This window comes from Litorilinea aerophila (assembly GCF_006569185.2).
In the GTDB taxonomy this organism is placed as follows: domain Bacteria; phylum Chloroflexota; class Anaerolineae; order Caldilineales; family Caldilineaceae; genus Litorilinea; species Litorilinea aerophila.
This window is the reverse complement of the sequence record NZ_VIGC02000001.1, coordinates 58,498-72,082: the sequence shown is the minus strand read 5'-3', so window position 1 is coordinate 72,082 and position 13,585 is coordinate 58,498. Positions and strand designations below refer to the sequence as shown.

Here is a 13,585-nt window from a genome sequence, read left to right as displayed (position 1 = left end):
CCTGAAGCATGTTTTTTTACGGCGGTGCGCATTTGCGATGCCGTGCAGCATCTGTTATACTCTAGACAGTTGTTGTCGGGGCGTAGCGCAGCTTGGTAGCGCGCTTCAATGGGGTTGAAGAGGTCGGAGGTTCAAATCCTCTCGCCCCGACCAGGAACCGCACCACGAGAAAGTGGTGCGGTTCTTCGTTTTCTAGAAATCACGCCGCAGGTTGCTGGCATTATACCATACCCCGGCCATGCATCTCCCTTGGTCGATTGCCTGCAGCAATGGTACTATTTAGCCGGGAAAGCACTTCCACAGGAACGCCCGTGTCCTCCTGGCTTTCTGCTCCGCCTCCCCCGCTGTGGCCTGTTTCTGGAAAGCCGTCGATGGCTGACACTTCCTGCAAGTGCGTCTGGTGAGACGGTAATTTTATCTGACAAGGAATGGTTTATGCGTAAACGACTGTATACCCTGACCCTTTTCCTGCTCGTCGTCGCCCTGGCCGTTGGTGGCTGTGTCCAGCCGGAGCCCATCGTGCCGGAGTCGGCGGGCGAGAGCGCAGCCTCGGAGGCGGCGCCGGCTGCCGAGGCTGAAGCGGCCGCCCCGGAGACCATCGTGCCCGGCGGCGTCTGGACCCGGGCCACCTCGGCCGATGCCTCCATCCTCAACCCCATCCTCTCGTCCGATTCCGCCAGCTCCGATGTGATCACCATGCTCTTCCCGGGCCTGATCAACGCCGACCCCTTCACCGGCGCGCCCACCTCCCAGGGCGCCATGGCGGAAAGCTGGGAGGTTTCGGAAGATGGGCTGGTCTGGACCTTCCACCTGCGGGATGGCGTGACCTGGAGCGACGGCGAGCCGGTGGATGCCTACGATTTCCAGTACACCTACCAGGCCATCGCCAGTGACCTGGTGGAGACCCCCCGCAAGAGCAACGTGGAGAACATCGCCAGCATCGAGGTGGTGGACCCGCTGACCCTCCGGGTCACCTTTAGCACCGTCAAGTGTGACGGTCTGTTTGACCTGGGGTTGGGCTGGCTGCCCAGCCACCGCTTCGCCGAGGATTTTAGCGACATCATGACCAGCGCCGAAAACGAGGCCCCCAGCGTCAGCGCCGGACCCTTCCGTTTCCAGAGCTGGACTCGAGACGACAACACGGTCCTGGTGCGCAATGAAACCTACTGGGAGGGTGCCCCCTACATGGAGGGCATGATCTACAAGGTCATCCCCGATCCCGGCACCCGGCTGGCCCAGCTCCAGAGCGGCGAGGTGGATGTGATCCCGGTACAGCCCGAGCAGATCGCTGCGGTGGATGCCGACGCCAACCTGAAGCGGTACCGCTTCCAGGATGACGGCTATTCCTACATCGGCCTCAACCTGGCCAATCCGGCCAATCCCCAGCCGGGCCGGGATGAAGCCGGTAACCTGATCCCGCAGGATCCCCATCCCATCCTGAGCGACCGGGCGGTGCGCCTGGCCATGGCCCACGCCCTGGACTACCAGACCATCATCGACAACGTCTACCTGGGCCAGGGCTACCCCATTGCAGCCAACGTGCTGCCGGCCATTGAGTGGGCCCACGACGACACCCTGGAACCCTACGCCTACGACCCGGAGTTGGCCCAGCAGATCCTGGATGAAGCCGGCTGGGTGGACAGCGACGGCGACGGCGTGCGGGAGAAGGACGGCCAGCGCCTTTCCCTCTCCCTGAAGACCAACGCCGGCAATACCACCCGAGAAGACCTGGGCGTGCTGGTGCAGGATCAGCTCAACGCCATTGGTTTCGACATTCAGTTTGAGGCCATTGACTTCGGGACCCTGGTGGATCAGTTGTTGGGCCAGACCTTCGACATGGTGATCATCGGCTGGACGGGCCTGGGCACCGATCCCAACGACGACGCTTTCTGGTCCAGCCGGTTCGACACGCCGGGCAGCGGCTTCAACTTTGTCAGCTATCAGAACCCCCGCGTCGACGAGTTGCTGGAGGCGGGCTACTCGGTGCCTGGCTGTGCGCCAGAGGATCGGGCGCCCATCTACAAGGAGATCCAGCAGATCATCCACGATGACATCCCGTACATCTTCATCAGCGGCGGCGTCGGCAATGTGGGCTACAACGCCAAATGGGCCGGACTGAACCCTGGCCCCTGGTCCTTCTACTGGAACGTCCACCAGTGGTATGACACCAGCCTGCAGCCCTGAGCGGTCCCTGCAGTTCTGACGTGTTTTTCGGGCAATGCTCCTGTGGTGACGCAAGACGTGGCCAGGTGAGACGGGACGAGGTCGACCTTCCCTGTGGGCTGGGTATCTGCACCGGATACCCAGCCCAGATGTCCGGCGTCGAGGGCCGGCGGGAGGTCGACTTCGTCGCGCCGGGCGCCATGTTGTTCCGGCTCCTGCTCGGCTGGCCTTTGTGTACATGGAGTGACCTCTTCCACCATGACCCGCTACATCATCCGACGCCTGTTGCAGGCCATCCCCACCCTCCTGGGTGTCAGCCTGATCAGCTTCTTCCTGGTGAATGCTGCCCCGGGCGATCCCATCCTGATCCGCACCTTCGATCCCAATATCGATGAGGAGGCGCGGGCCACCCTCCGACGTCAGCTGGGTCTAGACCAGTCCTTGCCCATCCAGTACATCCGCTGGTTAACGGGTCTCTCCCTGCGCCAGGGGGATGTGGTGGACGAACTGAGCGGAGACGGCGTGCGCTGCTGGTATCTGGCCTGGCCCGGCTATACCCTCTGTGACAGCGGCGGCGGGATTCTGCGGGGGGACCTGGGGACCAGCCTCCAGACGAATCAGCCGGTCTGGGATCGTCTGGTGGAGCGGATGCCGGCCACCCTGGAGCTGGGCATCACCAGCCTGTTGCTCTCCCTGCTGATCGGCGTGCCCCTGGGCGTGTTGAGCGCCGCCTATCGGGGCTCCTGGCTGGACAACCTGGTCCGCTTCTTTGCCGTGATCTTCCAGGCGGTGCCCGCGTTCTGGATGGCCCTGCTGTTGATCTTCTTCTTCGGCGTCTACCTGGGCTGGCTGCCCACCGGTGGCCGTCAGACGGTGACCCTGACCGGGGAGTTTGACCTGATGGATCGGCTGGAACATCTGGTGCTGCCGGCCTTTGTCCTGGCCTTCGGCGGCATCGCCCTTTTTAGCCGCATCATGCGGACCGAGACGCTGGAGGTAATCCACACCGATTACATCCGCACCGCCCATGCCAAGGGCCTGGCGCCGGCCCGGATCTGGTTCCTCCATGCCTTTCGCAATGCCTTGATCCCGCTGATGACCGTGCTGGGGCCGGCCATCCTGGGCGTCCTGACCGGCGCGGTGGTGACGGAAACGGTCTTTGCCTGGCCGGGCATGGGGCGTCTGACCCTCAACGCCGCGTTTCAGCGGGACTACCCCATGGTGTTGGGGGCCGTGATGTTCTTCTCGGTGCTGGTGGTGTTGGGCAACTTGCTGTCCGACATCCTCTACGGGATCGTGGATCCCCGGGTCCGGTTATCCTGACTGGCTGGAAGTCGAGGCGTTTTCATGGGTATCAAGCTGGCTGGCGCGACGGCCGACCAAACCAAACACCGCAGCCAGGAGGACCTTCTCCTCCGTAAACCCCAAACTTACTGGCGCATGGCCGTGCAGAGCCTGGCCCGGGATCGGCTGACCCTGGCGGCCATGGCCTTTGTGACCCTGTTGGCCGTGTTGGCAATGTTGGCCGAGCCCATCACGGAGACGCTGGTGGGCGTGGGGCCCAACCAGACCAATCCGGCCAACGCCTTTCAGCAGCCCTATCTGATCCCCTACATCCAGTGGCGCCTGGGGCTGGATCCCATGACCGCCCCCTTGATGTTGGGGCAGTCCGGCGGCATTCCCCACTGGTTGGGGACCGATCAGTTGGGGCGAGATCAGCTGGCTCGCCTGCTCTACGGCGGACGGGTGAGCCTGACCGTGGCCTTTTCGGCTGCGGCCATTGCCCTGGTGTTGGGGGTCTTCATCGGTGCGGTGGCGGGCTACTTTGGTGGCGTGGTGGACGACGTGGTCATGTGGATAATCAACACCCTGGTATCCATCCCCGGCATCTACCTGCTCATTATCGTCTCCGCCATCTTCAAGCCCAACCCCACCACCCTGACCCTCTTCCTGGGCTTTCTGGGCTGGTTCGGCACTGCCCGTTTCGTGCGGGGCAATGTCTTCAAGATCAAGGCGCTGGACTTTGTGCTGGCCGCCCGGGCCCTGGGCGCCAGGGACAGCCGTATCCTGTGGCAGCACCTGATCCCCAACAGCATTCCGGTCATCATCGTGGTCACTGCCATCGACATCGGTACCCTGATCCTGGTGGAGTCCTCCCTGAGCTTTTTGGGGCTGGGCATTCAGCCGCCCACCGCCACCTGGGGCAGCATGCTGACCCGGGCCAACAACTTTGTCTTCCTCCGGGACCCGGCCACGGGTCAATTCACGGCTTTGCACCTGCTGGTGGCGCCCGGCCTGTTGATCACGTTGACGGTGCTGGCGTTTTACCTGATCGGCGACGGCCTGCGGGACGCGTTGGACCCGCGCCTGAAGCGGTGAACGGGCTGTGAGATCTTTCCACGTCTTCCTGGCAATCGGCCTGGCCGCCATGTTGGTGGTCGGGGCGATCTGGTGGCTCCGCCCCCTCTTCTCCGACGAGCCGGCGACCCCGGCGAGCGAGACCCCGCCGGCGCTGGCGCCCACTTTCACGCCGACCGCCCTGGCGGCTCCTGCGCCCACTCCGGCGCCCCAGCCTGCCCACACCCTGATTCAGGCCGTCCACCAGGATGCAGACAGCTTCAATCCGGTGCTGACCACCAACGAGACCAGCCTGGCGGTCATCGACAAGCTCTTTCCCCGCCTGCTGGCCCAAGACCCCCAGACCGGCCTGGCGCCTGTCTCCGGGGGAGGCCTGGCCGTGGACTGGCGCATCGGCGAGGGCGGACAGGTGCTGACCTTCACCCTGCGCACGGACCTGCAATGGAGCGATGGCCAGCCGGTCACGGCTCGGGATGTCCAGTTCACCTACCAGGCCCTGGTCAGCCCTGCCGTGGCCAGCCCGTATCGCACCCTGGCCGCCGCCATTGCCGGGCTGTCGGTGCCCCGGCCCGACACCCTGGTCGTGCGGCTGCAACAGCCCGGCTGCCCCTTCCTGCAACTCTTGCGCCACCCGGTGTTGCCCGCCCATGCCTATGGGGACGATTTCAGCGGTTTGCGGGATCATCCTTTAAACCAGGCGCCCACCGTGAGCGCCGGCCCCTTTGAATTCGTGAGCTGGACGCCGGGGCAGGAGATCGTCCTGGCCCGGCGAGCATCCACCGCCACGCCGTCGGGCGCTGCCGCCGTCGCGCCGGCGCTGCAGCGCTGGATCTTCCGGGTGGTGCCCGATGCGGCGGAGCGCCGACGCCTGCTGGCTGCCGGCGAGCTGGATCTGGTGCGCCTGGCTCCGGGGGAGCGCCAGCAAGTGGCTGCCCTGCCCGGCGTGGTGGCTGCTACCTTCCCGGAGAATGGATACACCTTCCTGGCCCTCAACCTGGCCGACCCCGCGGATCCCCGTCCAGGGCGGGATGATCAGGACCAGCCCGTGCCCCAGCCGCCCCATCCCATCCTGGGCGATCTGCGGGTGCGCCAGGCCATTGCCCACGCCATCCACATCCAGCGGATCGACCAGGCGATCTACCAGGGAGAGCTGGTGCCCATGGCCAGCTACGTGCTGCCCACCGTGGGTTGGGCCTACGCCCCTGGGCTCACCCCCTACGCCTATGACCCTGCCGCGGCCGCTCAGCTTCTGGAGGAAGCCGGTTGGGTGGACAGGGATGGCGATGGCGTGCGGGAGAAGGACGGCCAGGTGCTTCACCTGACCCTGCTAACCAACGAGGACAACCCCCGGCGGGTCCAGATGGGGGAGTTCATTCAGGCCGATCTGGCGGCTGTGGGCATGGCAGTGACCTTCCAGCCCCTTCCCTTTGACCGCCTGGCTCAGGAGTTGTTGGGGCAGCGCTTCGATCTGGCCCTGGCGGGGTGGGATCATGTGGCTCCGGACCCAGGGCTGAGCACCTTCTGGCACAGCCGGGAAGACAGGCCGGGCACGGGCTACAACTTCACCAGTTTCCACGACGCCGGGGTAGATACCTGGCTGGATCAGGCGCGGCTGGCGTCCGAGTGTGATCCCGAGGTCCGGGCGGCCGCCTATCGGGCCGTGCAGGAAGAGATCCACGCCCGGCTCCCGTACGTCCTGATCGGCAGCCAGACGACGGGCTGGGCCTACAGCTCAGGCTGGCAGGGAGTGTTGGAGCCGGCGCCCTGGGGGTTTGTGCTGGAGCGACGCCTCTGGCAGGAAACTCTGCCCTGACACCCCGGAACCATCCGGGACTCCGCTGTCGAAACTACAGTTTTCGCAGATTAGAAGGAGGTTTCCTTGACTGTCCTGACCCAGCCGTTGGATGCCGAAGAACTGGCGCACCTGACCCGCCGGTGGGGGGCGGCGCCCGTGGAGCATTGCCATCTCGAGGTGGACACGCCCTTCCTCACCCGGGAGCATCAGCGCCTGCTGAGCGATGGCCGCCGGGCCGAGATCTGCTATGTGATGATTCAAGAAGAGATTTCCGCCGGCCTGCTGTTACACACCAAGCACATCTACCCGCCGGGCGCCTATCGTCTGCCCACCGGCGGCGTGCATCCCGGCCATACGGTCCTGGAAACCCTGGCCCGGGAGGTGTATGAGGAGACGGGGCTGGTGTTTGGGGATGCCCAGGAGCAGCTTCGGCTGGAAGGCTTCCTGGGCGTGGTGGCGTACGAGTTTCACCACAAGACCTTGGGCCAGCGTTTCCCGTTTGCCACCTACCACTTCCTGGTGCGGATGCCGTCGGGCGCGGTTCTGCAGGTTCAGGATCCTTCGGAAGAGATCAGCGATTGGCGTTGGTGCCCCCTGACGGAACTGCCCGCCGTGGCCGAGAGTCTGGCCAGCCTGGGCGAGCGAGTGCCGGCCTGGGGGGACTGGGGGCGCTTCCGGGCCCTCAGCCACCATTTTGTGGCCCGGCACCTGCGCCCCTGAAGCTCAGGCTGGGCCTCAGCGTTCCCCTTCTGCCTGGCGTACGGCCGGATCCTCGGGCGTGCCGGTCCTCCGACTTCGGGCCCAGAGCCGTTGCCCCTGACGGGACTGTCCCCGGTAATTGTGGGTGAAGAAGAGCTCGCAAAGTTCCACGATGTCGTCGGGCGCGGCCAGCCATCGCCAGTCCAGCACGGTGCTCATCTCCGTGTCGATGACGCCGGGCGTCGTCCGCACCCAGCTCATCACGTAGCCGGTCAGCGCGGCGATGTTTTTGCCCAAAAGCAGCAACGTCAGATCCGCGTTGGCGCTGTGGTAGCAGTTCAGCAGCCAGACCGGGCGTACGTCGGGGTGGGGCGGCAACTCCAGCAGCGCCTGGAAGCAGCGCCGGTCCAGGCCGGGCTGCACGTCGATCATGACGTTGCTGGCCACGGTGGGGCTGTTGGGGCTCACCTCCATCTCCAGCTCCAGCAGCATGTCGATGTCGGCGCGCCCCCCAAAGCTGAGGATGGTGCGGGTTTCCCGGACCCCTTCGGCGCTGCGTACCACGTCCAGGATGAAATCGTTGAATTCCGAAAGATCCCGCACCAGGCAGACGAAGCGCAGGTCGGCCCGCTGACGCAGCCAGTTCACCCAGAGGGGGGCCACGCCGGTGGAGCGGTAGCGCCCCACGTTGGTGAGCAGCTGCTCCCGGGCGAGCTCGTCCTTGCCGCTGACGATGTCACAGTCGATAAAAGCCAGGACCGGCTGATGATACCGCCGACGGTCCTCGAGGGGGGAGGTGGACTCAGGGTGGGTGTTCATGGCTCACTTTCCGGTCTCAACGGCGGTGCCTGCGTCTTCCGGCCCATGCCATCAACGGACGATTGGCGCCGCCATGGTTAGCGTTGGCCCTATTGTACCGGCTTTGCTTTGAAATGCAACCAGATGGCAGCCGCGGGGTGCTCTCCCGTGGGGCGGCCACGAAGAGGGGGCGATCCATCGGATCGTCCCCTGATGACGTCGCTTCACGAGGTCACTTCTTCACGGTGGGTTCACTGCACGCCGGACTACGGGCGGCCGATCAATTGGACCGCGTCGATTTCATTCCAGCCGGGCACCACGTCTGTGTCCAGGGTGAGGCGCAGCCGGTCGGTGGCGAAGTCGGTCGGGGTGATGGGGGGACTGAAGGCCGCGGGCGCCTCCTGGCTGGGATCCTGGCCGGACCACAGGGTGACCCATTCGTCCGCTTCCCCGTTGTACGCCTCCACTGCCACGACGGCTCCCGGATTGTAGGTTTCATAAATCCGGATGGCTGTCGGGAACACCGGGTGGGCGTAGCGCAGCTCCAGGGTTTGCAGGCCGTCGTCCGGGTTCTCGGGGGCCCAGGCCGTGGGGAAGTCGCCGGGGACGGGGGTGTCCGGTGCGCCGGTAGCCTGGGTGGCCGAATAGCTGGTCTCGCCATATTGGCTGCTGGCCGTGGCCTCGATGGCCCACTGGCTGCCCAGCAGTGAGGGATCCTCCAGGCGGACCATCAACAGGTATGGCCCGCCCACCGCGCCGGCCTGCACGGCCACCTGGTAGATGCCTGGCACCGTTCGGCTCTGGCTGACCACTTCCACCGAGCCTTCGCCCGTCGAGGAGGCCGTCTGGAGCTGGCCCGTGTCCGGGTCCACCCACGTGACCGCCAGGTCCAGCTCTGCGGCAGGGTTGCCCACCAGGATGACGGTGAGGAGCTGGTCAGGCGCATCCACCGTCAGGCGGTAGAAGGCAGTTTCCCCTGGGCCGATCTGGTCCCAGGTAGGCGCGGCCGGATCCAGGGCTACGACCGGATCAGCCACCTCAGCCAGGAGGGTGTAGGGGCCGGGGGTGCCGTTGCTGAGCACGTCCACCAGGTAGGTGCCTGGCCGGGGCGCCACAAAGCGCAGGGGAGCGTCGTCCTCTCCACGCCAGAGGGGCGCACCGGGCTGGAGACCCGCCTGGATCGTGTAATTCACGTCCGGGCTTTCCACCTGGAGGGACAGGGTGATCAGGCTGCCTGCCTGGGGAACCGACAGCCAGTAGGTGTGTTGCTCCTCGCCCTCGGCAAATTCACCTGGGGCGGCCGCCTGGTTCTCCAGCCGCGGGATGGGGTCGCCGGCCGCGCCGGTCACAGTCAGGGTGAAGGGCTGGGCACTATCCACCGCGGTCGGGGCCTGGACCCACAGGTAATAGGTGCCCGGCAGGAGCTCCGTCAGGGTGAGCTGGCCACTGCCGCCGGCGTTGACTGCTCCGTCCACCAACCGGTCCAACAGGGTCAGGTTCCAGCTATCGCCCGGCGCGTCCAGCGTGGCGGTCAACACCGTGTAGATGCTGTCCAGGGAAATCTGGTAGAGGGCTTCGGATGTGCCGGCCCGAACCTCAGCGGCCAGGGGCGTATCCAGCGGGACAGCCGGGGGCGGTCCGCCGAGGAAGGGGACTACCAACAGGCGGCTGCCGGGGGAATCCTCTGGCGTCAGCGCCAGGGGATACTCCCCGCCCTGGCTCCAGAAGCGGAGCAGGTTTTCCTGGGCCGTGTTGAGCTGAAACGTCCCCAGCGCGCCACCGTCGACGGTGATCTGCCAGCTGGTCCCTTCGTCCACCCCCACGTAGAGCAGAACCTCCTGGGGATAGTCTGTGGCGGGGATGACCAGGGTGCCGTAGCGGGGGCCATCCGGTTCATTTTCGGCGTAGAACGAACCGGCCGTCAGGACGTTCGGCTGGGCCGGATCCGGGCTCAGGGCGCCCATGGGGCCCAGAACCACGAAGGCCAGCAGCCCATCTTGATTGGCAGTAAATTCCAGAGTCAGGGGGCCAGCTTCGGCGGCCAGCTCCGCGTTGGCCAGGGGGGCGCTGTAGATCTCGGTACCGGTGGCGTCCGTGGCCAGCAGGTCAAAAACGGGGACCTCTGCCTCCTCCACCGGCGTGACCAGATAGGTTCCGGCCTCAGGGAGGTCGACTACATAGCGGGTGCTGGTTCCGGCGGTCATTTCGGCAAAGACGTACTGTCCCGGCAGAATGGCCTGGGGCGGAGGGGGGGGCTCCTGGGGTGCCGGGGCTGCCCGGAGCGATGGCGTGTGCATCAGGCTGCCCAACAGAAAGAACAGGCCCACGCCCAGCCATGCCAGGAGCGTCTGGCGTACATTTCGGCGCGAGAATCCTGGGGGTTGCTCGCTGCCGGCATGGACAGGCGTTGAAAATGGGAATACATTCATGGGGATAGATTCTCCTCCAAATGGGATGGGTTTGGCTGCACCGGACCTGTGGTTAGGTGGCCCTTTGGGCGATGAAATCTTCTTGCGACCCATGGACAGTATACACGATCTGATGGAAATCTTCCCATCGGGGCGTTTAAATTGACACAACCTCTCTTTCGGTGGACAATATCTCGTTATGGAATCGAGCGGGACCATCCGCCCATCCATGGCACGAGTAAATCCCGGCAGGAATTCGCCGATCAGGCCTCTGGCCTGCGGCATAGCCGATCGGGCCTTTGGCCCGCGGCTTCGCCGATTAGGCCTCTGGCCTGCGGCATAGCCGATCAGGCCTCTGGCCTGCGGCATAGCCGATCGGGCCTCTGGCCTGCGGCTTCGCCGATTAGGCCTCTGGCCTGCGGCATAGCCGATCAGGCCTCTGGCCTGCGGCATAGCCGATCAGGCCTTTGGCCTGCGGCTTCGCCGATCAGGCCTCTGGCCTGCGGCTTCGCCGATCAGGCCTCTGGCCTGCGGCTTCGCCGATCAGGCCTCTGGCCTGCGGCTTCGCCGATCGGTTCCACCAGAGGCAGTGCGCCCAGAGGGCATCCGGAATTTCTGCCGTGGTATTTATGCCAGACTGTACGAGTCTGCTGCGACAGGGCGACTGTCGCGGAAATGGAGAGGTGAACGTTGTTTGATTATACTGTGGCCGGCCCGGTGCCCGGCAATCAGGAAACTGTCTGGTGGCAGCTGCCCGTGGAGCCCCTCTCTGCTGGGGTTCTCACCCCCTTCAGCTTCAGCGTGTTGGCCGAGATCTGGAGCCGCGCCTGGTATCTGTACTATGACCGGGTGGGCGGCGAGCCTGCCCCTCGGACGACTGTCCTGCGTCAGCATTTGGGCCGGGCATACTTGAACCTATCGGTCTGCTGCCAGATGGATGTGGAACAACTGGGGATGGATCCCCTGACCTTTCGCATCAATGGGACGTCCTACCCCGTCTGCCCCCGAGAAAAATCAGGCCTGTGGGGGGGGATCAAGCGGGGCCGCCAGCAGCGGCGTCTGAACACCGCCCTGGCGGAAATGGCCACCGAGCTGGACCGGGTCACTGACCGGGCCCGGGAGTGGTATGACAAAGCCCGGGAACTGAGGTGGACCCAGGCCGAAATCTTGCAGGTGATGGAAGAGATCGAGCGCATCGGCCCGGATAGCCTGGCTATCTTCTTCGCTGCCCGCCATTTGCTGGCCTATCGCTACAACCAGTTGCTCTGGGCGACCGTGGCGCAGGTGCCCTTCCCGCGCAACGTGCTGTTGATCAACAACGCCATCTGCGACCTGGACGGCCTGGTGGAGTCGGAGCTGGCCCAGCAAATGCTGGAGCTCTGCCACCAGACCAGCGAATTCCCGGATACGGTGGCGTGGCTGCGCAAGAAGGACTTTGCCGACTGGGTGCAGAAACTCCCGGACCCCGCCGTGCGGGAGTCCATCCAGGCATTTCTGGCTACCTTTGGCCATCGGGGCTCCCATGAGGGAGAACTGGCCCATCCTCGCTGGCAGGAGGAGGCCTGGCCCATCTTCCGCAACCTGCTGGCCTGTGTGACCCACCAGCCCAAGATGCCGCCCAGGCTGCCCGCCACGCAGCACACCCAACGGCTGCTGGAGGTCACCGATCCAGGGGTGCGCAAGCAGGTTCCCCAGTGGCTCACCCAGATTCGGGAGCTCCACCGCCTGCAGAGCCGTGCCCTCCACGCCTTCGCCTACATCCTGGCCGGAACACGGTGCTGGGCGCTGGCTGCAGGCCGGGAGGCCCTGGCCGATGGCCGTCTGGCTGCCCTGGACGATGTCTTCTTCTACGAGCTGGAAGAGCTCAAGCAGATGATGACCGGGGAGTGGAACGTCAGCGACACCCATGGGATCCAGGCTACAGCCCGGAGCCGGAAAGAGGCGTATGATGCCTGGCAAGGGCAGGAGGCGCCGGAGATGTTGCTGGGCGATGTGGCGGCGATGCCGGCCCACCAGGGGCTTCCCGGGGTGGCCGGACATGTCACCGGACCCCTGCGCCACTGGGAAGGTCGCCAGGTGCGGGGGTGCAATGCGGCGATCCTCTGTGTGCAGCAACTGGACAGCAGCTGCTCGTTGGCCCTGCCCGTGGCCGAGGGCTTTGTGTCCGCCACAGGCACACCCATGGATCCCTTCGTCGTCGCCGCCCGGGCCTGGCATCGGCCCATGGTGCTGGGTTTGGGGAGCCGGTGCCAGTCTTTGATGGAAGGTGCCCAGACCACCGTGGATGGCGACGAAATTTTGGTCGATCAGTAACGTAACCGTTCCCATAATGGTGAAATGCAGATGACCGATTCAACCAGGCAGGCACAGGCTGAAGACCCGGCTGCTGATCTCACCCGGCCGCCGGCGCCGGCGATCTCGGTGGTGATTCCCCTCTACAACGAAGAGGAAAGCATCCCCCACCTCTACGAGGCCCTGACCCAGGCTTTGCGGGACTACGGCAAATCCTATGAAATCATCATTGTGGATGATGGCTCCAGGGATCGAAGTTTTGAGCTCCTGCGGGAACTGGCCGAGAAAGATCCCGCGCTCAAGGTGATCCGTCTGCGGCGAAACTTTGGCCAGACGGCGGCCTTTTCCGCCGGCTTTGACTACGCCCTGGGCGAAGTGATCATCACCATGGACGCCGACCTGCAGAACGATCCCCGGGACATCCCCCTCCTGATGGCCAAGATCGAGGAGGGGTACGACATCGTCAGCGGATGGCGCAAGAACCGCCAGGACCGCTTCTGGGATCGCAAGCTGCCCTCCATGATCGCCAACCGGCTGATCTCCAACGTGACCGATGTCCGCCTGCATGACTATGGCTGTTCCCTCAAGGCCTACCGCCGGGACCTGCTGCAGCATGTGCGCCTCTACGGTGAGCTCCACCGCTTCATCCCGGCCCTGGCCAGCCAGGTGGGCGGAACTGTGGCCGAGGTGCCGGTGAACCACCATGCCCGCCAGTTCGGCAAGTCCAAATATGGCCTGAGCCGGGCCGTGCGGGTGGCCCTGGACCTGATCACCGTGTGGTTCCTGGGGGGCTACGCCACCCGGCCCATTCACGTTTTCGGTTCCATTGGGTTGGTGTTGGGCGGCTTCGGCTTCCTGATCGGCCTCTATCTTTCCTATGTGAAGTTGTTCTTGGGGCAGAATATCGGCGGGCGGCCCATGTTGTTGCTCGCGGTGTTATTGGTGGTCATCGGCGTGCAGTTGATCACCATGGGCCTGTTGGGTGAGCTGATCATCCGTACCTATCACGAAAGCCAGAACAAACCCATCTATTTTGTGCGCGAAGTGGTTTCCCAGGATTCCTACCACTGAG

At 64.9% G+C, this 13,585-nt stretch carries 9 protein-coding genes and 1 tRNA gene; 8 read left to right on the top strand and 2 right to left on the bottom strand.

Features of this window, described 5'->3' with window-relative positions; genetic code table 11:
- Positions 1-76: 76 nt before the first annotated feature.
- From FKZ61_RS00250 to FKZ61_RS00225, 6 genes are all read left to right on the top strand, one after another.
- Positions 77-153, top strand: a tRNA-Pro gene (locus FKZ61_RS00250).
- Between the two features lie 282 nt (positions 154-435).
- A complete protein-coding gene (locus FKZ61_RS00245; protein WP_170199002.1) occupies positions 436-2,184 on the top strand; it encodes an ABC transporter substrate-binding protein in 1,749 nt (582 codons plus the stop codon).
- A gap of 237 nt (positions 2,185-2,421) precedes the next feature.
- Entirely contained in the window at positions 2,422-3,486 is a 1,065-nt protein-coding gene (locus tag FKZ61_RS00240) for an ABC transporter permease (RefSeq protein ID WP_141608058.1), read from the top strand.
- A 24-nt stretch (positions 3,487-3,510) separates the two neighbouring features.
- Entirely contained in the window at positions 3,511-4,542 is a 1,032-nt protein-coding gene (locus FKZ61_RS00235) for an ABC transporter permease (RefSeq protein ID WP_141608057.1), read from the top strand.
- Positions 4,543-4,549: 7 nt separating this feature from the next.
- The gene (locus FKZ61_RS00230) at positions 4,550-6,334 is read left to right on the top strand and encodes a peptide ABC transporter substrate-binding protein (RefSeq protein WP_141608056.1); all 1,785 of its coding nucleotides are present in this window, start codon (positions 4,550-4,552) and stop codon (positions 6,332-6,334) included.
- A gap of 66 nt (positions 6,335-6,400) precedes the next feature.
- Complete coding sequence (locus tag FKZ61_RS00225; RefSeq protein WP_141608055.1) at positions 6,401-7,036, top strand: NUDIX hydrolase; 636 nt, start codon at positions 6,401-6,403, stop codon at positions 7,034-7,036.
- 15 nt (positions 7,037-7,051) lie between these two features.
- On the opposite strand, the gene FKZ61_RS00220 is transcribed toward FKZ61_RS00225, so the two are convergent.
- Positions 7,052-7,834: a hypothetical protein gene (locus tag FKZ61_RS00220; protein WP_141608054.1), complete on the bottom strand. Its 783-nt coding sequence runs from the start codon at positions 7,832-7,834 to the stop codon at positions 7,052-7,054.
- Between the two features lie 245 nt (positions 7,835-8,079).
- On the bottom strand, positions 8,080-10,242 hold the full coding sequence (locus FKZ61_RS00215; RefSeq protein ID WP_141608053.1) for a hypothetical protein: 2,163 nt from the start codon (positions 10,240-10,242) through the stop codon (positions 8,080-8,082).
- A 669-nt stretch (positions 10,243-10,911) separates the two neighbouring features.
- Here FKZ61_RS00215 and FKZ61_RS00210 point away from each other — a divergent pair.
- Both FKZ61_RS00210 and FKZ61_RS00205 read left to right on the top strand, forming a co-directional pair.
- A complete protein-coding gene (locus tag FKZ61_RS00210) occupies positions 10,912-12,534 on the top strand; it encodes a PEP-utilizing enzyme (protein WP_141608052.1) in 1,623 nt (540 codons plus the stop codon).
- Between the two features lie 30 nt (positions 12,535-12,564).
- A complete protein-coding gene (locus FKZ61_RS00205; RefSeq protein ID WP_141608051.1) occupies positions 12,565-13,584 on the top strand; it encodes a glycosyltransferase family 2 protein in 1,020 nt (339 codons plus the stop codon).
- Position 13,585 lies beyond the last annotated feature (1 nt).

Bases quoted from the DNA above. Each gene is read 5' to 3' on its own strand.
- FKZ61_RS00245 (WP_170199002.1), top strand. From the start codon at position 436: ATGCGTAAACGACTGTATACCCTGACCCTTTTCCTGCTCGTCGTCGCC.
- FKZ61_RS00235 (WP_141608057.1), top strand. From the start codon at position 3,511: ATGGGTATCAAGCTGGCTGGCGCGACGGCCGACCAAACCAAACACCGC.
- FKZ61_RS00205 (WP_141608051.1), top strand. From the start codon at position 12,565: ATGACCGATTCAACCAGGCAGGCACAGGCTGAAGACCCGGCTGCTGAT.
- FKZ61_RS00240 (WP_141608058.1), top strand. From the start codon at position 2,422: ATGACCCGCTACATCATCCGACGCCTGTTGCAGGCCATCCCCACCCTC.
- FKZ61_RS00215 (WP_141608053.1), bottom strand. From the start codon at position 10,242: ATGAATGTATTCCCATTTTCAACGCCTGTCCATGCCGGCAGCGAGCAA.
- FKZ61_RS00220 (WP_141608054.1), bottom strand. From the start codon at position 7,834: ATGAACACCCACCCTGAGTCCACCTCCCCCCTCGAGGACCGTCGGCGG.